20 protein-coding genes are annotated in these 20,870 nt (G+C 66.9%); 8 read left to right on the top strand and 12 right to left on the bottom strand.

The window, feature by feature from the left end; genetic code table 11:
* Positions 1 to 357: 357 nt before the first annotated feature.
* Complete coding sequence (locus tag A5766_RS20305) at positions 358 to 747, bottom strand: DUF3040 domain-containing protein (RefSeq protein WP_064861945.1); 390 nt, start codon at positions 745 to 747, stop codon at positions 358 to 360.
* Between the two features lie 269 nt (positions 748 to 1,016).
* Entirely contained in the window at positions 1,017 to 1,535 is a 519-nt protein-coding gene (locus tag A5766_RS20300; RefSeq protein ID WP_064861962.1) for an SAV_6107 family HEPN domain-containing protein, read from the bottom strand.
* Positions 1,536 to 1,859: 324 nt separating this feature from the next.
* On the opposite strand from A5766_RS20300, the gene A5766_RS20295 reads away from it, so the two are divergent.
* Genes A5766_RS20295 through A5766_RS20285 form a run of 3 tightly spaced genes read left to right on the top strand, consistent with a single transcriptional unit; the run spans position 1,860 to position 5,166 of the window.
* Complete coding sequence (locus A5766_RS20295; protein WP_064906160.1) at positions 1,860 to 2,549, top strand: GNAT family N-acetyltransferase; 690 nt, start codon at positions 1,860 to 1,862, stop codon at positions 2,547 to 2,549.
* Positions 2,546 to 4,174 (top strand): phytoene desaturase family protein, encoded by a 1,629-nt coding sequence (locus A5766_RS20290; RefSeq protein WP_082933559.1) that lies wholly within the window; start codon positions 2,546 to 2,548, stop codon positions 4,172 to 4,174. The genes A5766_RS20295 and A5766_RS20290 overlap by 4 nt, the downstream gene beginning before the upstream one ends.
* A 35-nt stretch (positions 4,175 to 4,209) precedes the next feature.
* Positions 4,210 to 5,166, top strand: a complete 957-nt coding sequence (locus tag A5766_RS20285) for an LppM family (lipo)protein (protein ID WP_231894744.1) — start codon at positions 4,210 to 4,212, stop codon at positions 5,164 to 5,166.
* A gap of 203 nt (positions 5,167 to 5,369) precedes the next feature.
* Here the strand turns inward: A5766_RS20285 and A5766_RS20280 are convergent, their stop codons facing one another.
* The gene (locus tag A5766_RS20280) at positions 5,370 to 6,356 is read right to left on the bottom strand and encodes a methylenetetrahydrofolate reductase (RefSeq protein WP_005205579.1); all 987 of its coding nucleotides are present in this window, start codon (positions 6,354 to 6,356) and stop codon (positions 5,370 to 5,372) included.
* Here A5766_RS20280 and A5766_RS20275 point away from each other — a divergent pair, their 5' ends adjacent.
* The gene (locus tag A5766_RS20275; RefSeq protein ID WP_064861948.1) at positions 6,357 to 7,508 is read left to right on the top strand and encodes a polyprenyl synthetase family protein; all 1,152 of its coding nucleotides are present in this window, start codon (positions 6,357 to 6,359) and stop codon (positions 7,506 to 7,508) included.
* Between the two features lie 19 nt (positions 7,509 to 7,527).
* Entirely contained in the window at positions 7,528 to 9,066 is a 1,539-nt protein-coding gene (locus tag A5766_RS20270; RefSeq protein ID WP_064861949.1) for an alpha-(1->6)-mannopyranosyltransferase A, read from the top strand.
* On the opposite strand, the gene A5766_RS20265 is transcribed toward A5766_RS20270, so the two are convergent.
* Entirely contained in the window at positions 9,035 to 9,400 is a 366-nt protein-coding gene (locus A5766_RS20265) for an Rv2175c family DNA-binding protein (RefSeq protein WP_064861950.1), read from the bottom strand. The two genes, A5766_RS20270 and A5766_RS20265, sit on opposite strands and share 32 nt — an antisense overlap.
* 131 nt (positions 9,401 to 9,531) lie before the next feature.
* Here A5766_RS20265 and A5766_RS20260 point away from each other — a divergent pair, with 131 nt between their 5' ends.
* On the top strand, positions 9,532 to 10,737 hold the full coding sequence (locus A5766_RS20260) for a protein kinase domain-containing protein (RefSeq protein WP_064906158.1): 1,206 nt from the start codon (positions 9,532 to 9,534) through the stop codon (positions 10,735 to 10,737).
* Between the two features lie 35 nt (positions 10,738 to 10,772).
* Here the strand turns inward: A5766_RS20260 and A5766_RS20255 are convergent, their stop codons facing one another.
* Positions 10,773 to 12,191, bottom strand: a complete 1,419-nt coding sequence (locus tag A5766_RS20255) for a class II 3-deoxy-7-phosphoheptulonate synthase (protein ID WP_064906156.1) — start codon at positions 12,189 to 12,191, stop codon at positions 10,773 to 10,775.
* A 61-nt stretch (positions 12,192 to 12,252) separates the two neighbouring features.
* Complete coding sequence (locus A5766_RS20250; protein ID WP_064906163.1) at positions 12,253 to 12,744, bottom strand: polyadenylate-specific 3'-exoribonuclease AS; 492 nt, start codon at positions 12,742 to 12,744, stop codon at positions 12,253 to 12,255.
* A gap of 86 nt (positions 12,745 to 12,830) precedes the next feature.
* On the opposite strand from A5766_RS20250, the gene A5766_RS20245 reads away from it, so the two are divergent.
* On the top strand, positions 12,831 to 14,168 hold the full coding sequence (locus A5766_RS20245; protein ID WP_064861953.1) for a glycosyltransferase 87 family protein: 1,338 nt from the start codon (positions 12,831 to 12,833) through the stop codon (positions 14,166 to 14,168).
* Between the two features lie 45 nt (positions 14,169 to 14,213).
* Here A5766_RS20245 and A5766_RS20240 read toward each other — a convergent pair whose 3' ends face one another.
* The 6 genes from A5766_RS20240 to A5766_RS20215 all read right to left on the bottom strand — a co-directional run bounded on the left by A5766_RS20240 (position 14,214) and on the right by A5766_RS20215 (position 18,799).
* Complete coding sequence (locus A5766_RS20240) at positions 14,214 to 14,933, bottom strand: lysophospholipid acyltransferase family protein (RefSeq protein ID WP_064861954.1); 720 nt, start codon at positions 14,931 to 14,933, stop codon at positions 14,214 to 14,216.
* Positions 14,934 to 15,094: 161 nt separating this feature from the next.
* Positions 15,095 to 16,090, bottom strand: coding sequence for an ROK family protein (locus A5766_RS20235; RefSeq protein ID WP_064906154.1), 996 nt, complete (start codon positions 16,088 to 16,090; stop codon positions 15,095 to 15,097).
* Positions 16,091 to 16,106: 16 nt separating this feature from the next.
* Entirely contained in the window at positions 16,107 to 16,688 is a 582-nt protein-coding gene (locus tag A5766_RS20230; RefSeq protein WP_064861956.1) for a hypothetical protein, read from the bottom strand.
* Between the two features lie 79 nt (positions 16,689 to 16,767).
* Entirely contained in the window at positions 16,768 to 17,949 is a 1,182-nt protein-coding gene (locus A5766_RS20225; protein WP_064861957.1) for an ArsA-related P-loop ATPase, read from the bottom strand.
* Positions 17,950 to 17,969: 20 nt separating this feature from the next.
* Entirely contained in the window at positions 17,970 to 18,407 is a 438-nt protein-coding gene (locus A5766_RS20220) for an SRPBCC family protein (RefSeq protein WP_005205555.1), read from the bottom strand.
* Positions 18,407 to 18,799, bottom strand: a complete 393-nt coding sequence (locus A5766_RS20215; protein WP_064861958.1) for a hypothetical protein — start codon at positions 18,797 to 18,799, stop codon at positions 18,407 to 18,409. Before A5766_RS20215 ends, A5766_RS20220 begins: the two co-directional genes overlap by 1 nt.
* A 148-nt stretch (positions 18,800 to 18,947) precedes the next feature.
* Between A5766_RS20215 and A5766_RS20210 the strand changes: the two genes are divergently transcribed.
* Positions 18,948 to 20,762, top strand: a complete 1,815-nt coding sequence (locus tag A5766_RS20210) for an AMP-dependent synthetase/ligase (protein ID WP_231894743.1) — start codon at positions 18,948 to 18,950, stop codon at positions 20,760 to 20,762.
* Positions 20,763 to 20,870 lie beyond the last annotated feature (108 nt).

Raw genomic sequence — 20,870 nt, 5'->3', positions numbered from 1 at the left:
GCGATGCTCAGACCCACCAGCGGGGCGGGGTGGGAACCAGGGTGTGGATCGGCGCGCGGCAGCCCTGTGTGGGATCCAGAGAACCCCGGCAATGAGACAGCCACGACATACGACAGCAGGGCAACACATCGGTGCGATGTGTTGCCCTGCTGATCTGAGAAGTGGGCCTGCGGTACGGCTCGGCGGGCGGTGGTGGACTCGAAGAAGTGTCTTGTCGAATGCCGTGGGTGCTGCAGCACACCAACCTTGAGATACGGCACACATGTGGCCGCGGGAGGCGGCCAGGCCTGACTCTCGAGCACCGCGGAGGCGATGAGGCCGAGAAGAGTGAGGCGCCTGATCAGTCAGGCGGCTCGGTCACTCCTGGTCGAAGCGGCGGTTGAACCGTTCTTCCATGCGCTCGGTGAACTTGCGCTTGTTGCCTGCCGGACGGGCGGTGTCGGCGGGTGCCGAACCCTCGGAAGCCGAACGTCCACCACCCCAGAGAGCAAGAAGACCTGCGCCGAACATCACGAGAAAACCGATGAGACTGACGACAGGAAGGCCGGCGATGCTCAGACCCACCAGAGGACCGACGATGAGCAGCACAAGACCGACGGCGAAGATCGCCGCCGCCTGAAGACGACGACGACCCGACGATCGGCCCAGCCGTCGACGCTTCACGCTGGACGCGAACTTCGGGTCCTCGGCGTATAGAGCACTTTCGATTTGTTCGAGCATGCGCTGCTCGTGCTCCGAGAGTGGCACCGACCCTCCTTACTACGTTGCCGATTCACACTTCAACGAGATTGTGGCGACCGCGGACGCCCGTCTCGTGACATGTGTTCGCGGCTTACAGCTTCCATGATACGAGGTGATCGCAAGCCCGACCACCATAACCATCCGACGGTCACCTCAAGTGCGCCGATAGACACAAATTGAGACCAAGGATCACGCCGAGCGAAACCGCCTGGCGCGCCCACAGAAGCCTCCGACCACCGGTCAGCGCGTGGGCCGCGGTCTCGAGCGATGTGTTCTCAGGCGATGTGGTCGAAGCCGTAGTCGGACCTGTCGACCGACTGGTGCGCGAGCTTTCCCTGTTCGTAGCCGACGATGATGTCCTCGACGGCATCGAGGAACGACAGCACGCGGGAACGGAGCGCGGCGACCGCCGAGCCCTCGACCGAGCGGCGCAAACCTGACTCGATCTCCATACGAACAGCCGACAGGCGAGCAAATGCCTCGGCGAACTCGGCGAGATCAGGAACAGCCGACGAGATGCGCGACCACGCGTTCGGCGATACACGGTGGGAAACACGCTTGGTCGGCGGTTCATACACCGCGAGCGCGGCACCCGCCGCGCGCAGTGCCGCGAGGTAGTACTGGCGGAAACGCTCGGCGTCGTCTGGCACACCGTCGGCGTTCTCCACCAGGATCTCCGCGCGTTCGAGGAGGTCACGAGCGCGGACGACAACCACGGGGTCGATCTCTGGACGCACCACCGCACCTCGCCGTGCGTGGCGCACTGTGCCGCGCGTCGGCCTGTTGACTGCCATGTCGCGCTCCCTTCGGTGTTGCGTCTTCTCGAACGACCCGGGGATGTGACCGAGTCCCGGTGCGGTCCGACGATGCACGCTTCCCTCGTCCGTCGCCGGACCGCCCGGACTGTCGTGGGTGAAGCAGAACGGCTTGCGGAGGCACGTTCATCGAACACCCGTTCGACATATTCAATATAGCTAGAACGGCGACACTCTTCAAGTGGAGATGTGGCCCCAATCCAGATAGCAGAAGCGTAGAACTCGGTACCGACATTCCCGATCCGCCGCGGCCTGCCACGGACTCGACGCGCGGCTTGGTGCGGAAGGAAGGACGACGAGCAGTTGGCGACCCGACTCGTTCGGTTGGCCGGGCAGGACGCCCCGGCCTGGCTCGACGCTGCCCTGAACGTCTACGTGACCGCGATGGACTACCCACGCGGTACCGAACACCACCGGGTTCCGCTCTGGCGTGAGCACATCGCCCGTCGAGGGTGGACCGCATACGCCGCGCTGACGGCCGTTCCCCCCGACCTCCGGCTCGACCCCGACACACAGCGTCGACTCATCGGCCCTCCGGTCTCGCCGTCGGGGCACGAGATCATGGTCGGCATCGCCTACGGCTACCGCGGTGCCGACGACCAGTGGTGGAATCACCAGCTCAGAACAGGGCTCCGACTCTCGGGTTGCAGCCGTGAGACCATCGAGCGCGTCGCCACGAACTACTTCGAACTCACCGAGCTGCACGTTCACCCGACCGCCCAGGGCCACGGCATCGGCGAGTGGTTGCTGACCGCGCTGCTGAGCGACCGCGAAGAAGACCATGTCCTGCTGTCCACCCCGGAGATTCACGCCGAACAGAATCGAGCGTGGTCGCTCTATCGCAGGATGGGCTTCGACGATGTGCTGCGGCACTTCACCTTCACCGGCGACCCACGCCCCTTCGCCTTCCTCGGTCGACGACTCCCGCTCGACGCCGCGCCGGAACCGATCGTGGGCACACCACGCACACCACCGCCGGCAGCGGCGCGGTGAGCCGCTTGACCCGCTCCGGCCACCAGCCCCGGCACGACGCCGTTGTCGTTGGCGCGGGTCACAACGGCCTCATCGCGGCCGCCTACCTCGCCCGCGCCGGACGCTCCGTTCTCGTCGTCGAACGCGACGACATTCCGGGCGGTGCCGTCTCGACCGTCGAACGTTTTCCGGGTTATCGCGTCGATCGCGGGTCGTCGGCGCATCTGATGATCCGACACTCCCCGATCATCGACGAGCTCGACCTCTCCGCCCACGGGCTGCGCTATATCGACTGCGACCCTTGGGGTTTCGCACCCGCGACGCAGGACGGACCACCGCTGGTGTTCCGCACCGACCTCAACGCGACCTGTGCGTCGATCGCCGCGGCGTGCTCAGACGCCGACGCGGACGCCTACCGACGCTTCGTCGGCGTGTGGGGACGGCGGTCGCGGGCTGTGCTCGATGCGTTCAACTCCCCGTCGACACTCCCCCGCTTCGGACGAGCATTCGCCGGCATCGGACACACCGCCCACACCGCGCGCACCGGGCTCATCGGTCGACGTGCTGGGTCGCTCATGTCGGCGACCCAGGAACTGATGATGTCCGGTGACGCGCTTCTCGATCGCTGGTTCACCTCCGAACGACTCAAAGCGGCTCTCGCGTGGTTCGGCGCGCAATCGGGTCCGCCCATGAATGCGCCGGGAACCGCACCCATGGTCGGGTTTGCAGCGCTCATGCACCGGATTCCCCCTGGCAGGGCCGTCGGCGGCAGCGGCGCGCTCACCGAATCCCTTCTGCACCGGCTCGACGCCGACGGCGCGCAGGTGCTCACCGGATCGCCCGCGACGTCGATCAGCCGGTGTGGCGATCATTGGTGCGTGCAGACCGACGGGGACAGCCACTGCACACGTCAGGTGATCGCCGCCTGCCACATTTTCGCGACACTCGACATGCTCGACGCCGGGCGAGCTGCTCCACCAGCGGAGATCGGTCGATGGCGTCGCGAGATCGATATCGGCTCCGGTATCGGGATGGCGGTCCGGCTCGGCACGCGCGCCCTGCCCGCCTACCGCGATCTGCCGTCGGACCTCCCGCCGCACGGCGTGCATTCGGCGCTGGGACTTCTCGTCACCGACCGCTCGCAACTTCGTCGCGCGTATACCGCGGCCACAGTCGGCGAGTTACCACCACGCCCACCGTGCGTCGTGATGAGTTTCTCGGCGATCGATCCGACACTTGCTCCCGCACAACGGCATTCGATCACGGTGTGGTCGCAGTGGCACCCGCGACAGTTGCGTGACGGCCAGTGGTCGACGTCCGGCTCGGTCGCCGCGGACGAGATCCTGGCCGAAGTCGATCGCCATGCGCCGGGATTCAGCGCGGCGGTCGACCACCGTTACGTCCAGACGCCCGCCGATCTGGAATCGGAGCTCGGGTTGGTCGGCGGCAACATCATGCACGTCGAGATGACGATCGATCAGATGTTCACCTATCGGCCGCACCCCGACCTCGCCGGGCATCGGATACCCGGCGCGGCCGGGCTCTTCCTCGCAGGGGCGTCGACGCATCCCGGAGGCGGGGTGACCGGTGCCAGCGGACGGATCGCAGGACAGCTCGCGATCGCGGCGAGTCGGCGGCGGCACTGACAGTCCGACACAACTTCATCTGGCACGATGAGCACGTGCAACCGGCTACCACGCGACGCCCCACCGATCCGACGAGCCGACGTACCGTGCGAACCACGATTGCGTCGCTGTTGATCCTGCTCACGGCGATGCCGCTGCTGTCGGGGTGCCTGACCCGCTCGACAACTGTCGGCGACCGGTATGCCGGCACGATCATCGTCGCGACCTCACCCGACAATCCCAGCGGCGCGCCGCGACTCGACATTCCCGAGTCGATGCACAACAACGTGTCGACCTCCGACTACCGCGAGGGCCCGCGCACCGGCCAGGCCGGTGATTCGGCGAACCCATCTGCTTCTGCTGGTGCCCCCTCCGCGAGCGCCTCGTCCACGGCCGCACAGCCCGGAGCGACAGGGCAGGGCGCGAGCCGGGTCGGTACCAGGGCCACATTCTCCGATCTGACGGCCGGTCAGCTCAGTCAGCTCGGAGACATCGTCGCCAACGCGTTCGGCGACACGTCGATGACGATGGAATTGAACGCCAAGCGCAGCGGCGATGTCGTCCGCTTTCGCGGCAGCGCCGATCTCAACGGACTCGATGAACGCGACTACCTGAAGTTCACCCTGGCGTTCGCGGGTCCGATCACCGCGAGCAACGTCCCGAAGCAGGATTCGGAGACCTCTGTCACGTGGACGCCCGAACCGGGCAAGGTCACCGAGTTCATCGCCGACGCGACCTACCCCGACCCCGCGACCGCGGCGTTCACCGGGTGGACGTGGCTCCTCGTGATCGTGTGCCTCCTCGTCGTCGCACTCGTCATCTGGTTGGCGTACTCGCACCGCGACACCAGCCCGCGCCCAGGACGGCCGCGGCCGGTGCGTCGAACCGCACCCGCCCAAAAGGCGACGACACCGCGGGCCACCGCATCGTCGACGACCGCTTCCTCCGGCGCACGCGCAGATGCCTCCGCGGCGGGTGGCCAGAAGCCGGAGAGCGGCGACCCCACCGGCTGAGCGCTGTGTAGTCCGGCGATTGTTCAAGGGGCAGTGCGCATTGTCGCTACCCCTAGAGCGCCGACGTACCACGATCAGAGCTTGTGGGATCGGCTATCGACGTGACCGTGGACGCACACTGGATCAACTCCCGGTTTATCCGCGCCGTCGCACTCCCGATACTCACCGTCGATGGCGCCGCGCAGACCCTGGCCTGGCGACAGCTAGTTCGACGAGACGAGCGGCAGGGCGTCGGAGGTGTCGACACCGAGGCGGTCGAGCACCTCGCAGGTGGCCTTGGCGAAGTTGAGGCTGATGAAATGCAGCCCGGGGACGCCCTCGGCGATGAGACGTTGCGACATCTCGGTGGCGATGTCGATGCCGACGGCGCGCACCGCTGCGCGATCCTCTTGTTCACCGGAGCCCGCGGCGTCGATCAACCGCCGTTCGACGCTCTCGGGCAGAACAGACCCCGACAACTCGACCATCCGTCGAACCGAGGCAAGCGACGTGATCGGCATGATCTCGGGAATGATCGGCTTGGCGCCCTGCTCGGCGTCGGCCGCGGCGACACGGTCGCGCAGGCGGAGGTAGAACTCGACGTCGAAGAACAGTTGGGTGACCGAGTACTCGGCGCCCGCGCGAAGCTTGCTCACCAGGACGCGGGTGTCGTGGTCGAGATCGGGAGCACGGTGATGGCCCTCGGGGAACGAGGCGACACCGACGTGGAACTGGCCGAGTTCGCCGATGAGGTCGACGAGTTCTTCGGCGTACGAGACGCCCTCGGGATGCTTGACCCACTCACCGAGCGGATCTCCCGGCGGATCACCGCGCAGCGCAAGGATATTGGTGATGCCCTTGTCGGCGTACGCACCGACCAGCGAGCGCAATTCGGCGATCGAATGGTCCACCGCGGTCAAGTGGGCCACCGGCACCAGCGTGGTCTCGGTCGCCAGTTGACCCGCGATCCGCACGGTGCGATCACGTGTGCTGCCACCCGCCCCGTACGTCAGCGAGACGAACGCGGGATTGAGCCGCTCGAAGACACGGACCGCGCGCCACAGGCGTGCCTCGCCCTCGGCGTCTTTGGGTGGGAGGAACTCGACGGAGAAGGGCACCTGTCCCGGATGCGGCGCAGACAGACGTTCGACGACGGACGGCACCGGGGCGGATGAATTCACCGGACCAGTGTACGGGCTAGCCTGTGACACGTGACCTCGACCGCTCCCGTACCAACGCGCCTCGCCGAGGTTCCCGGCGCAGTCGAATCCGTGCTGCGCGACTTTCTCGGCACCGCGGTGTCGACCGCCGCAGCCATTTCGCCGGTCGTCGGGTCGTCGGCGCAGGTCGTCGCCGATTTCGTACTGTCTGGCGGCAAGCGCATCCGCCCCGTCTTCGCGTACGCGGGGTGGCAGGCGGGCCGCGGCGACGCCAACGGCGTGCCGACCGGTCTCACCGACTCCGACGCAATGCGAATCTGTGCCGCCCTCGAACTCGTGCAGGGCTGCGCGCTCATTCACGACGACATCATCGACGCCTCCGACACACGGCGCGGTCGACCAACCGTGCACCGGGTGTTCGAGAGCGCCCATCGCGACGCGGGATGGCGCGGCGACGCGGCCGAACACGGAGTCGCGTCGGCTGTTCTGGCAGGCGATTTCGCGCTCGCATGGGCCGACGACCTCGTCCACGGGTACGCCCCCGCGACTGTGTCGCCCGCAGGCAGGCCGGTTGAAGGTCCGCACGTTGCGCCCCTGCCACCGGGAGTGATCGCGACGTGGGCGGCGATGCGCACGGAGGTGCTCGGCGGCCAGGTCCTCGACATCGTCAACGAGGTCAGCGGCGAGGAATCGACGGAAGCCGCCTATCGCGTGATGGAGTTCAAGACGGCTGCCTACACGGTCGCGCGGCCGCTCGAACTCGGCGCCCGCGCCGCGGGTGCCTCCGAGGAACTCGTCGACCACCTGCGTTCGGTCGGGCACGATCTCGGCATCGCGTTCCAACTACAGGACGATTTGCTCGGTGTGTTCGGCGACCCCGCCCGTACCGGCAAGCCCTCGGGCGACGATCTCGTCGCAGGCAAGCGGACGGCACTTCTCGCGCTGGGACTGTCCCGCGCCGACGCTCACGATCCCGCACTCGGCGACACGTTGCGTTCGGTGATCGGAACCGAACTGTCGGCAGACGAACTGGCCACTGCGCGTGGGATTCTGACCGACGTGGGCGCCGTCGCCGACGTCGAACGCACCATCGACACACTGCTCGAGTCCGCCGTCACCACCCTCGAGAGCACCGATATCGACGACGCCGTGTACACCGACCTCGTTGCCGTCTCGCGTCGTATGGCGCATCGCGACGCGTGAGCGTGGACGACGCCTGAGCATGGACACCGACGTGAAAGTGGACGCCGACGCGAGCGCCGGTCGCACATCGTCGACGACGACGCGGCGCACCCTCATCGCGGGCCTGATCGGCTCGATCATGGTGTGCCTCGGCGGTTTCGGCATCGCAGACATACCTCGCAACCATCCGATCCTGACCGATACCGGACTGAGCTGGCTCACCTACGGGCACGGTAAATCGCTGTGTGGCATCACATTCTGGGTCGGCGTGACGCTCATGGTCATCGCGTGGATACGCCTGGGGCGCATCGTGTGCGACCGCACGCGTGATCACAGCGGGCTTCACCTGGGCAGGTGGGTGCTGGCGTGGGCCGCGCCGTTGATGGTGACCGTGCCGCTCTACAGTCGCGACGTCTACGCCTACCTCGGGCAGGGCGCCCTGTTCGGGGCGGGCTTCTCGCCGTACGCCGACGGCCCGGCGCACAATCCGGGACCGCTCGTCGACAGCATGGCGCAGGTCTGGGCGTCGACCACGGCCCCCTATGGCCCGCTCTTCGTGTGGGTGACGCACCTGGTCGTCGCGGTGACCGGCGAGCACGTCATCCTGGGTGTGCTCGCCATGCGACTGGTACTGCTGCCGGGACTCCTGTTGTCGCTCTGGGCAATTCCGCGCCTCGCCCGTCACTTCGGGGCGTCGCCCGCCGCTGGACTGTGGCTGGTGCTGTTCAACCCGCTCGTCCTGATCCACCTGGTGGGCGGACCGCACGTCGAACTACTCATGATGGGTGTGTTGTCCGCGGGGATGGCGTTGGTCGTCACCGGGCGCCACGTCGGCGGGCTCGTGCTGCTCGGGTGTGCGGTCTCGATCAAGATCACCGCGGGGATCGCGGTCCCCTTCGTGCTGTGGATCTGGTTGGCGCACATCCGAGAACGGCGCCAGGTGGGCGCGCGCGACGTGGCACTCGTGCTCGCCGCGATCGTGGGCATCACCGTCGCCGTGTTCGCGGCGTGGACCGCGCTCGTCAGGCTGGGCCTGGGTTGGCTCACTGGTTTGGGCTGGGCGGATCGGATCGTGAACTGGTTTACGTTGCCGACGGTTGTCGCTCACCTCGTGACACTCGTCGCCGCGCCGTTCACACCGCTCAACCTGCAGACCGTGCTGCCGATCACCCGGCTCGTCGGCGAGGTTCTGCTCGCGGTCATCCTCGTCGTGTTGTGGTGGCGGCAGCGGCATTCCGAGCGCGACGCGATGGCGGGCATCGTGCTCGCCATGCTGGCCGTCGTGGTCCTCGAACCGTCGACGCTCCCCTGGTACTACACGTGGGTGCTGTGCCTGGCCGTGGCGTTCACGCTTCCGACGTGGGTGCGCTCGCTGGTCGTCGGAATCTCGACGTTCATGCTGATCGTCTTTCAGCCCGACGACTCGATCTTGTTCTACAAACTGCCCGAGACGCTGTTGGCGCTGGCGCTCGGTGGCCTCGCGGCAGCGTCGGTGATGCGGACCGATCCACTGCGGATCGGTGCTCTCGGACGTCGTATGTGGGGCGTCAGAACGCCTGTGCCTGCGCGCGACGGATGACTTCGCGCGCGGAGTGGGTGTGCAGCGCGTCCGCGGGCGTCAGGCCGAGGTCGTCCTGTTCGGTGAACAGCCACGTCATGATCTCGTCGCGCGTGTAGCCGCCGTCGAACAACACGTCGACGAGTCCGGTGAAGTGCTTCGCGATGCCTTCGTCGTCGAAGAACACTTGCGGCACCGCGGGCTGACCGTTACGCGAGATCGCGAGCAGGTGATGATCCCGGATGAGGTTGCGCACCTTGTTCGTCGAGACATGCAGGCGTGCGGCGACATCGTCGAGCGAATAGGTGGGGGTGTCGGCGGGGAGGTTGTCGGTCGAGAGGGGCAGAGAACTCACCCGCCTGAGATTACCGTTTCGCCGTGCATGCCGACAGGCGGTCGTCACGCTGTGTACAACTCGTCGTCCAGCACACGCCACGGCGTGTACGTACGGGCCCGCGGTCGGTGGTGCCGGGTAGATTCGACGTCGTGAACAGCCCGGCCGACACCCTGCTCGGTGCGGTCCTCGAGGACCGCTATCGCCTCGACGCGCCGATCGCGCGCGGCGGAATGTCGGCGGTCTACCTGGGCGCCGATCTGCGGTTGGGCCGCGACGTCGCGGTCAAGGTGATGGATCGACGCTACTCGGGCGACCCACAGTTCGTGCGCCGCTTCGAGTTCGAGGCGCGGGCGGTCGCGGGCCTCAAGCATCCCGGTCTCGTCGCGGTCTACGACCAGGGCATCGACGACGGCACGGCGTTTCTCGTGATGGAACTCGTCGAGGGCGGCAGCCTGCGCGAACTGCTGCGCGAGCGCGGTCCCATGCCGCCGCACGCCGTCGTCGCGGTCGCCGATCCCGTCCTCGGCGGTCTCGGCACCGCGCATCGAGCCGGCCTCGTCCACCGCGACGTCAAACCCGAGAACGTGTTGATCTCCGACGCGGGCGAGGTCAAGGTCGCCGACTTCGGACTGGTGCGCGCGGTCGCCGAGGCCGGCGTCACGTCGGCGAGCGTCATCCTGGGTACCGCGGCGTACCTGTCTCCCGAGCAGGTCGAGTCTGCCGACGCCGACGCCAGGAGCGACGTCTACTCCATGGGCGTCATGATGTTCGAATTGCTCACCGGCAGAACGCCTTTCCACGGCGACTCGCCTCTGGCACTCGCCTACCAACGACTCTCCTACGACGTCCCGGCGCCCGGCGACGTCATCGACGGCGTACCCGAGGAAATCGACGAGGTGATCCTTCGCGCGACCGAGCGTCGGCCGCGCGACCGCTACGTCGACGCCTTCGAGATGCGCGACGCCCTGCTCGCCGCGGCCGACGACCTCGACCTGCCGCCATTCACCGTTCCCGCACCGCGCCGCTCGGCGGAGCGGGAGACGATGCTCCGGATGCGCGCGGCACAGGCAGCCGCGGTGCGTCCACAACCGCGCCCCGTTGCGCCACGCGCTGTCGGTGAGACCGCACAGCAGCCGGTCGCGGAGTCGCTCGTTGCGCGTCCGCAACCGACCACAGCACCACCCGCGACGACCAAGCGCCCCACGGTGATTCCCGATCAGCAAACCGACGACACACCGACCCACGACCCGGGGCGCGGAAGACTGCAGGCGCTGATCTGGTTGACCGTCGTCCTGCTGATGGCCGCGGGCGTCGGCTCGACCGGCTGGTGGGTCGGCGCGCTGATCGTCGGCTGAAACAACTGTCGGCTGGCGGCCAGGTGCCGAGATGCTCAGCCGCGCAGCATCTCCGCGACGAGGAATGCCAGTTCCAGCGACTGCTGGGTGTTCAAGCGCGGATCGCACGCGGTCTCGTATCGGCCCGCCAGGTCGACGTCGGAGATGTCCTGTGCGCCACCGAGACACTCGGTCACGTTCTCACCGGTGAGCTCGATGTGGATACCACCCGGGTGCGTACCGAGCGCGTGATGGACCTCGAAGAAGCCCTGCACCTCGTCGACGACGCGGTCGAAGTGCCTGGTCTTGTACCCGGTCGGCGAGGTGTGGGTGTTCCCGTGCATCGGATCGGACTGCCAGATCACCTTGTGGCCGGTAGCCTCCACCGCGCTCACGATCGGCGGGAGTACCTCGCGCACCTTCGAGTTGCCCATGCGGGCAACGAAGGTCAGCCGTCCGGGACGGTTGTGCGGGTCGAGCCGTTCCACGTATTCGACGGCCTGCTCCGGGGTCGTCGTCGGTCCGATCTTGACCCCGATGGGGTTACGGATCAGCTCGGCGAATGCGATGTGCGCACCGTCGAGTTGGCGGGTGCGCTCGCCGATCCAGAGGAAGTGCGCCGAAAGGTCGTAGAGCACCTTCTCGTCGAGTTCGGAGGCATTGCCGGAACCGTCGAGGTCGGGATTGTCGGCCAGGCGCAGCATCGCGCGTTCGTAGTCGAGCACGAGCGCTTCGTGTGAAGCGAAGATCGCGGCGGACTTCAGGCTCGAATCGGTGACGCCGCAGGCGTCCATGAACTTCAGGCCGCGGTCGATCTCGCCTGCGAGAGCCTCATACCGCGCGCCGGCGGGTGACGTCCGGACGAACTCCCGATTCCAGTCGTGCACCCGACGCAGGTCGGCTTCGGCACCGGTCAGCGCGCGCACCAGGTTCATCGCTGCCGAGGCATTGGCGTAGGCCCGGACGAGCCGCGACGGATCGTGGACGCGAGCCGACTCGACAGGAGAGAATCCGTTGACCATGTCGCCGCGATACGACTTGAGGCCGAGTGCGTCGACGTCGGCCGAGCGCGGCTTGGCGTACTGCCCCGCGATGCGGGCCACCTTGACCACGGGCAGGCTCGCGCCGTAGGTCAGCACGACGGCCATCTGCAACAGCGTGCGGATGTTGCCCTTGATGTGCGGTTCGGTGTTGTCGGCGAATGTCTCGGCACAGTCACCGCCCTGGAGCAGGAAGGCGCGACCCTCGGCGACATCGGCGAGCTGCGACGACAGCGCCTCGACCTCTGCCGGCATGCAGATCGGCGGCACACTCTCGAGCACCGTGCGCATCCGGTGGGCGTCTTCGGGATCCCAGCTCGGCTGCTGGAGTGCCGGCCTGTTCATGGCGTCGGCAAAGCGCGCCTGCAGGTCGCCGGGAAGCGGGGGCAGTTCGGGAAGTTCGTCGATTGGAACGTCTACGGTCCAGTTCACCACCCCTCCAGCGTAATAGGCGGCGACGACGCCCCCGCAGGTCGGCCCCGTCGGCTAGCCGGGCTCACGCACGCACACCGCCGGCACTCTCGATGGCCTCCCACTTGCGCAGGTTGTGTCGAGCATCACTGAGGGCGTCGTGAGCGTCGTCGGGCGCGGAGGGCAGAGGCGGGCGACCGGCAGCCTCCCAGTGCTGCTTGAGCTCACGCGTGAAACGCGGAACAGCGCGGGGCAGCTCGGTCATCGGCCCCCACAACTGACACAGAACAACGTGGTCATAGGCACCCACCCACGCCCACAACTCGATGTCGTTGCCCTTTTCCGTCAGGAACTCCAGCAGGCCTTCGCGGATCTGCGCCCGCGACCTCCACAGCGACGACGAGGGGGACGGAAGCTTGGGTAGCACGTTGGCGCGCACCCAACTACCGGCGCGCCCGGGATCGAATTCGGTCGACACCGCATAATATTCACGACGGTCCTCTGCGACGACACCGATCGATATGAGATCGATCGTGCGGCCGTCCTCGATAAACTCCGAGTCGTAGAAGAAACGCATACCGCCAAGTATTCGCCACCGAGCGCGCACACCGACACCCGACCGACCCACATGCCCCCGACGTGGGGCCTACACAAAGGCCATCGATGCCCACATTCTGCAGCGCCGCGGACGCCCGGCTCCGTCGGTGGGTTCCGACGCGGTGGGCGCGCGCGCTCATCGTCGTCGCATTCGCGGCGTCGTCGCTACTCCAGATGATCGGTGTGCCTTTCACCAGCAGTTTCGGTACCAGAACGCGCATCGACCTCGACGTCTACCGGCTCGGGGCACAGATCTGGCAGCAGGGCCAGAGCCTTTACGCCGACGGCTCGATGCCGTTCACCAGCGACGGCATCTGGCTGCCGTTCACCTACCCGCCGTTCGCCGCGATGGCCTTCGTGCCGCTGGGCGCAATGACGCTCACCATCGCGGGTGTCGTGATGTCACTGATCACGATCGGACTCCTCGTCGTCGTCGTGCACATCGTGCTGACGGTGCTCTCCGTCGGGCGCATCGGCAACCGATGGTGGCTCGCTCTTGTGGTCTCCACTGCCGCGCTCTGGCTCAATCCGATGTGGATGACGCTCGGCTTCGGTCAGATCAACGTGATTCTCATGGCGATGATCGTCGTCGACATCTTTCTCGTCGGCCGGGGACGCCGCCGTGCCTTCGGACCCCTACAGGGCGTGCTGGTCGGGCTCGCGGCGGCGATCAAGCTGACCCCGCTCGTCTTCATCGTGCTGTTCGCATCGGCTCGACGCTGGCGCGCGGTCGTCACGGCTGCCGCGACGTTCGTCGCCGCGGCGGCGCTGGCATGGATCTGGATGCCGTCGGACTCGTGGGGCTACTGGACCCACACCTTGTTCCACACCACGCGCATCGGTGATCCGTCAGGTCGGATCAACCAGAACCTGAATGCAATGTGGATTCGACTCCTCCCGGAGGCCAGCGCGGCACAACTCGCGTGGGTGCTGAGTTCACTCGTGGCAACGGTGCTGGCCGGCGCAGCGCTGTTCGCCTGCAAGCCCGCTCCGGCATTCGGTCGGGGTGCGGGTCGGAACGGGCGCGTCAACGCGCTCCTGGCGACCTGCGTCGTCGCGGTCTGGGGGCTCCTCGTCTCGCCGACATCGTGGGCACACCACTGGGTGTGGTCGATTCCCCTGATCCTGACGAGCCTTGTGGTGGCCGCGCGCACCGACTCACGGCGCGCGTACGTCGCCTACAACGCGATCGCCGTCAGCGGCGTCCTGATCTTCGCCGTCGGCCCGTACCAGTTCCTGCCGATGGTGGCCCGACACTGGACCGTATTCGACCACATCGTCGGAAACGCGTTCTCGCTGTGGGGAATCGCCGCTCTGGTCGTGATCTGGCTGCTTCCGTTCTCCCCCGCGCGGGCCGCCACTCGGGCAGCCGATCAGCCGCTCGCCGAGATCCGATCCGTTTGAGCGGCATGGCCCGCGTGGCGCCTGCGCCCGACCGGCCGATGTGAGTCAGGCAGCCGATGCCTCGCCCGGCTGCGCAGGCTCCTGCACGTCGGGCTTCGGCTCCTTGAGCGAGGCGGCGTAGATGTCGACGTACTGCTGACCGGAGAGCCGCATCAGCTCGTACATGATCTCGTCGGTCACGGCACGCTCGATGAAGCGGTTGCCCTGCATGCCCTCGTAGCGGGCGAAGTTCAGCGGCTTGCCGATCTTCACCTTGACCCTGGTCGGGCGCGGCAGCACGGTTCCGGGCGGGTTGAAGGTGTCAGTACCGATCATGGCGACGGGGATCACCGGCACCCCGGTGTCGAGCGCGACTCGGGCCAGCCCCGTCTTGCCCTTGTAGAGATTGCCGTCGGGCGACCGGGTGCCCTCCGGGTACATGCCCATCAGGTTGCCTGCCTCGAGCTGGCCCCGCGCGGCCTTGAGCGCATCGGCAGCCGCCTCCGCACCGGTCCGGTCGATCGGGATCTGACCGACGGCGGTGTAGAACCACGCCTGGAAACGACCCTTGATCCCGGTGCCGTTGAAGTACTCGGCCTTGGCGAGGAAGTAGATCCGACGGGGCACCATCAGCGGCAGGAAGAAGCTGTCCATCACGGCCAGGTGGTTGCTGGCGAGAATCGCCGGTCCGCGTTCGGGGAGGTTCTCGAGGCCTTCGATCTCAGGACGTCCGAGTACCCGCAGAAGCGGTCCGAGGAGAACGTACTTGAACAGGTAGTACCACATTGAGACTCACTCCATCATCGCCGCGTCGCCACTGGTGAAGTCGTCGCCGGACAGAGCACCGTGAGAACTCGAGGAGGGGTGAGTCTCGCAGTGAGCCGACGGGACGTTGTGAGATGACTCTACTCAAGCGCCCACACCTGCGTGGGCCATAGGGCGTGCTCTCAGTGTGCCGTCGACCACCCTGCATCGCCGAGCGCCACATCCTCGGACCGTAGTGCCGCGCGCGCCACCTCCGCGGCGCCGATGACGCCCGCACTCTCGCCGAGCTGGGTGCCTCGAATGCGCGCGAGTTGCCGGTGCCCCGAACCGGTGATCAATCTGGCGTAGTGCTCGCGCGCCTCGTCGAGGAACAGACCCGACGCCGCGCCGACGCCGCCGGCGAGGACGATCAGGTCGGGGTCGAAGATGTCGGCGATCATCGCCAGGCCCTGACCGAGCGACGCTGCGAACGCCGCGAACGCCGCAATTGCCACCGCGTCACCGTCGGCGGCCGCACCCGCGACACGACGCCCCGTCAGTGAACCGGGATCGGCTGCGACGTCGGCGGCGAGCTGGCTTCTCCCCCAATCGCCATCGGCGAGCAATTCGACGACGGTGTCGACCAAAGCGGTTCCGCTGCAATACCTTTCCCAGCAACCACGCTTGCCGCACGAGCAGGGCCTACCGTCGGGGACGACCGTCAGATGTCCGAGCTCCGGCGCCACACCGAAGCTTCCGCGATAGATCTCGCCCTCGATGAGCAACCCGGCACCGATGCCCGTCCCGATGGCCAGGACCAGCGAGTTGTGTCCGCGCGCCGCAGCACCGAATCGGAACTCGGCGACGGCCGCGGCGTTGGCGTCGTGCTCGGTGACCACCGGCAGACCGATACGCGCGCTCATGTCCTCTGCGACTCGCGCCTCACGCCACGGCAGGTGCGGCGCGAACCGGACAACCTGACGATCAGGGGTCAGAAAACCCGCCACCGCGAGTCCGACGGCGCGCGCCGCCCACCGTGACGTGAGCTCGCCGACGAGCCGATCGAGGCAGTGCTCGAGCGCGAGCGCCGTGCCCGGCGTCGCGGCCCGCAGGGTGTCGAGCATCCGCCCGCGTTCGTCGACCACCGAGGCGCGGACGCTGGTGCCGCCGATGTCGATGCCAATCGTCAACTCGCCCATTATTTCTCAGTTCTCATCACGTCTCGGTCTCGCCATCGAGGTGCCTGCGGTCAACGAAGGAACGGGAGGGATCGGGTAAATAGGAGCCTGGGTCATGCATGTCGTGCGTGCTGGGTTCCTGCCCGGCGGGGCTCTGTCGCGCCGGGCCGTGCTGGTCGCCCTGCTCGCGCGTCGTCTGGCGTGGGGCCGTCCGGTGCGACGTCGACGTACCGATCCGTACCGAGATCGGTTGGTACTGCGCGGTCGGTGAGGCGTGTGTGGCAGGGGTTGCGCGTAGCGCGTTCGCGACGGCTTCGAGTACCGCGATGAGCGCGGCTATCAGCCTGGAGACGAGATCGCCGATCTCGGCCACGAGTGAACTGATCTCGCCTGCGACGTCGCCGAATGCCTGATGTCGCGCGCCCGCTCCCCGAGTCGCCCCGCTCGACGCCGACTGTCCCCCTCCGCCGATGATGGCGGCGAGTTGGTCGATCTGCGCCGCGATGCCCAGCACGAAGTCGCGGACAGGGTCACCGATGGGGTCTCCGGTGAACGCGTCGTCGCGGTCTCCCGGCGTCTGCCGTCCCCCCGACGGATTGCCACGGTCGTCGCTGCTCATCTCGGGCGGCTGGTCCTTTGCTGCTCGCGGGCCCCGAGACTCAACCGGGGACATGTGCACGGAAACGGTACCCGCAACCTCACCGTCGAGGCCATACCGCCGGGTCGGGACGGAACCGGATGTGCACCTGTTCACCATCCCAGTCGGCATCGTCGACGACGCACCGCCGCAACACCGACGGCAACGGCAGGCAGTGACGCAGACCGTCGACGGTGACGAGCAGGTCGTCGCCCGAGCGTCCGAGCATGAACCGACCGGGGTCGGGAAGCGTTTGCGGCCAAGACAATTCGTACGTGGTGTCGAGACCGTCTGCGGCGTCGCCGACCACCGACAGCGCCGACGAGCCGCGCGCGCGACCCGACGGTGCGAGCAGCGTCACCCCGAGCTTCTTCAGACGTGCCGGCCGGTCGAGCGGCGCATCGAGCGCCGTGACACCACGGATCTCGACGCCGGGGACGCCGTCGATCTCGTCGGGCACCAGCTCCCGACGCCCCGATTCGGCGGTGGCGTCGTCGAGATAGATGGTGCGCAGCGGAAGTCCGAGCAGGTCGATGGACGCGAGTTGATGCGGTAGCGACCGCGCTCCGCGATGCCCGCTCCCGACCACGAGGTGGGCCGCGGTGGTATCGGCGTCACGCAGTAGTTCTGCGACGTCGGCGCAGTCGCGGTCGATGGTGTCGACCGCGGTGGTCAGTTGCGCGACCGCGGGACGGTCGGCCGCGGCCGCGAGCCTGCGATGCCTCGGCCACAAACGATCGAGCATGTGCCTGAGCTTCGACGGTGCGTCGAGCAACTCATACGGGTCGCCCGCCCCGGACAGGTCGACGACGATGCGCTGCCACTGACCGCTGACCGCCTCGTCACGAATCCGCCGCAGCAACAACGCATCCTCGACCCCGGGCAGCGATGTCACCTCCGCCTGGTCGATTCCGGCGAGCGTGTCGACGAACGGCAACGAGATCTTGGAGCGTCGCACGGTGTCGGCGAGGAGTTCGGCGAAGAGCGCCCACGACGTCGTCGCCGACGTCAGTCGTTCGAGACAGAGCAGGTGCAGATGTGCCGACACCGCGACGACCTCGCTGGGTGACCGGAACACACCGAGCACGTCGGGAACCGGCGAGCAGCGGTCGACCGTGATCAGGAGCGTGTGCCGATCTGCGGCCAGCGGTGAACGCACCTCTGGTCTCCGTGTCCGGGGTCGGCTGACCGCGCCCGCGGTCGCGATCGCGGTCACCCCGGATCCCCCCGGACCGAAGACGATGTGAATGGGCGTCAGGTCGATCAGCCTTCGACCCTCTTCTTGAGATCGTTGAGTGCTGCGTCAGTGATGGCCTTCTCGGCACGTCGCTTGAGCTGACCGATCATCGGAACCTGCAGGTCGACCATCAACTCGTAGGTGACCTTGGTCGAACCGGGGACCTGCCGGCTGAGCACGTACCGGCCGCGCTGGTCCTTCTGCAGATCACTCGACACCAGCACCCACGAGACCTCATCGCCGTCTGCACCCCACGTGTAGCGCAGTACGTAGGTGTCCTGGAGTACGCCCGCATCGAGGAGGAAGCGCACCTGCGACGCCCTGCCCGCCGAGTCGCGTTCGGTGACCTCGACCTCCCGCGCGGCCGTGACCCACTCCGGGTAGTGCTCGAAGTCGGAGATGACAGCCATCACCTCTGCGGCGTCGGCGTTGATGACGATCGAACGCTCGGTATGGTCGGCCATCAGCTCGCCACACTTTCACTGATCGCGGGATCGCCTGGGGCGCGACCTGATTCGAGACGATCCTTGATCTCGAACGTCACCCGCTTCCCGATCACGCGGTAACCATGGTTGAGCGCTGCCACGTCGACTCCTGTCGAATCACCGGTGGGTTCTGCATGCAGGAAATAGTGCAGCACGAACCCGTCGAGTACCGGCTCGCACCAGAACTCCATCGTTCCTCTCACCGGACCGTCGACCCGCCAACGCATACCCGCGGCACCCCGATCCTCGGCCACCTCCATGCGCAGATCGGGCCACCAGGATCGCCATCGTCCGCGATCACCCACCACGGCTGCCACCAGCGCGGGCGCCGCAGCGACGAATGTCTCATCCGCCACTTGAATGCTCGTCACGCCTCTTAGCTTCACATACTCCCGACGGGAGCGGATAGACCCCTCACACGTCACACAACTTTGGCGCGGTTGTGGGTCGTGAAAAGTCCGGGGATACGATTGGCGACGAGTGTCAATTGCCAACGATGGCGAAAGGTCGTCGATACGAATGAGTGCTGCGTTGAACGAGTACAGCGTCCCCGCCGATTTCACGATCGAGGAGGACGAGAACTGTACTGACATCTTGTTCGGTCTCGCCGAGCGCACTCCCGCCTCGACGGTCTTCCGACGCGAAGAAGGCGGCGAGTGGCTTCCGGTGCGGGCAGACGACGCCGCCAAGCAGATCACGGCAATAGCCAAGGGACTGATCGCCTCCGGTGTGGCTCCCGGTGACCGCGTCGCGGTCTTGTCACGCACGCGGCTCGAGTGGATCCTGGTGGATTTCGCGATCTGGTGCGCGGGCGCGACAACCGTTCCGATCTACGACTCGTCGTCATCAGGCCAGATCGACTGGATCATGCGGGATTCCGGCGCCTCCGCCATCATCGTCGAGGACGACGGACATCGTGCAGAGTTCGAGGCTGTCGGCGATCTGCCCACAGCCGTCCAGGTATTCCAGATCGATCCGAAGACCGGTCCCGGTGCCGTCGAACTGCTCATCGAGGCGGGCAAGGATGTCTCGGACGACGAGATCACCAAGCGGCGTGCAGCTCTCAAGGCTTCCGACCCTGCGACGCTGATCTACACCTCGGGAACCACCGGCCGCCCCAAGGGGTGCGAGCTGACGCACTCCAACATGCTCTCGGAGGTCCGAGGTGTGCTGCAGGGCAACCTGAGCACCCTGCTCGCCCCGGGCAAGCGACTGCTGATGTTCTTGCCTCTCGCGCACGTTCTGGCACACGCGATCACCCTCGTCGCGATCGAGGCCCAGGTCGAGGTCGGTTTCACCGGCGACACCAAGAACATCGTCGCCACGTTCGGCCAGTTCAGGCCGTCACTGATCCTCTCGGTCCCCCGCGTCTTCGAGAAGGTGTACAACTCTGCCCGCCAATCGGCCGCCGACGGCGGCAAGGGCAAGATCTTCGACGCCGCGAGCGCGACTGCCATCGAGTACTCGGTGAAGTCGGAGCAAGGCAGCGTCCCACTGCTCCTCAAGGTCAAGCACGCCGTGTTCGACCGCCTCGTCTACAGCAAGCTGCGCTCGGCGCTGGGTGGGCAGTGCGAGCTCGCCATCTCCGGTGGCGCGCCCCTCGGTGCGATGCTCGGGCACTTCTTCAACGGAATCGGTATCCCGGTGTATGAGGGATACGGACTGACCGAGACCACTGCGGCCTTCAGCGTGAACACACCGGGTGAATTCAAGATCGGGACCGTCGGAAAGCCTGTGGCCGGCAACGCCGTTCGCCTCGGCGAGGATGGCGAGGTGCTGCTGAGTGGCGGCGTGGTCTTCCACGGCTATTGGAACAACCCGGACGCCACGGCTCAGGCACTCGAAGACGGCTGGTTCCACACCGGCGACCTCGGCACCATCGATTCCGAGGGCTTCATCACCATCACCGGTCGCAAGAAAGAACTGATCGTCACCGCGGGCGGCAAGAACGTCTCGCCGTCGGGTCTCGAGGATGTATTGCGCTCGGCCCCTCTGGTGTCGCAGGCGGTTGTCGTCGGCGATCAGAAGCCGTTCATCTCGGCGCTCATCACGATCGACCCCGAGGCCTTCCCTGGATGGAAGGAGCGGATGGGTCTGCCGGCCGACGCCGACGTCGCCTCCCTCATGAACGATCCCAAGCTGCGCGGCGAGGTCCAAGCCGCTGTTGACGAGGCGAACAAGACGGTCTCACACGCAGAGGCGATCAAGAAGTTCCGCATCCTGCCGTCCGACTTCTCCGAGGAAACCGGCGAGATGACTCCGACCCTGAAGGTGAAGCGCAACGTGGTCGTCGACAAGTTCTCCGACGACATCGACGCGCTCTACTCCAAGTAGCGGCGTACAGCCACTGAGATCACGCAGGCGCGCCTACAGCGCGTGGTTTTTGGGCCGGGGGCAAATTTTCGACAATCCCCAGAAAAGGGCCACACACCCCCCCGCGGG

It is taken from the genome of Gordonia sp. 852002-51296_SCH5728562-b (genome assembly GCF_001665475.1).
In the GTDB taxonomy this organism is placed as follows: Bacteria; Actinomycetota; Actinomycetes; order Mycobacteriales; family Mycobacteriaceae; genus Gordonia; species Gordonia sputi.
This window is presented reverse-complemented; position numbering and strand designations above follow the sequence as displayed.

What these genes read in the sequence shown, in the direction of transcription:
- A5766_RS20270 (WP_064861949.1), top strand. Translation starts at nt 7,528, where the DNA reads ATGGACACCGACGTGAAAGTGGACGCCGACGCGAGCGCCGGTCGCACA.
- A5766_RS20235 (WP_064906154.1), bottom strand. Translation starts at nt 16,090, where the DNA reads ATGGGCGAGTTGACGATTGGCATCGACATCGGCGGCACCAGCGTCCGC.
- A5766_RS20245 (WP_064861953.1), top strand. Translation starts at nt 12,831, where the DNA reads ATGCCCACATTCTGCAGCGCCGCGGACGCCCGGCTCCGTCGGTGGGTT.
- A5766_RS20220 (WP_005205555.1), bottom strand. Translation starts at nt 18,407, where the DNA reads ATGGCCGACCATACCGAGCGTTCGATCGTCATCAACGCCGACGCCGCA.
- A5766_RS20210 (WP_231894743.1), top strand. Translation starts at nt 18,948, where the DNA reads ATGAGTGCTGCGTTGAACGAGTACAGCGTCCCCGCCGATTTCACGATC.
- A5766_RS20240 (WP_064861954.1), bottom strand. Translation starts at nt 14,933, where the DNA reads ATGTGGTACTACCTGTTCAAGTACGTTCTCCTCGGACCGCTTCTGCGG.
- A5766_RS20230 (WP_064861956.1), bottom strand. Translation starts at nt 16,688, where the DNA reads ATGAGCAGCGACGACCGTGGCAATCCGTCGGGGGGACGGCAGACGCCG.
- A5766_RS20250 (WP_064906163.1), bottom strand. Translation starts at nt 12,744, where the DNA reads ATGCGTTTCTTCTACGACTCGGAGTTTATCGAGGACGGCCGCACGATC.
- A5766_RS20300 (WP_064861962.1), bottom strand. Translation starts at nt 1,535, where the DNA reads ATGGCAGTCAACAGGCCGACGCGCGGCACAGTGCGCCACGCACGGCGA.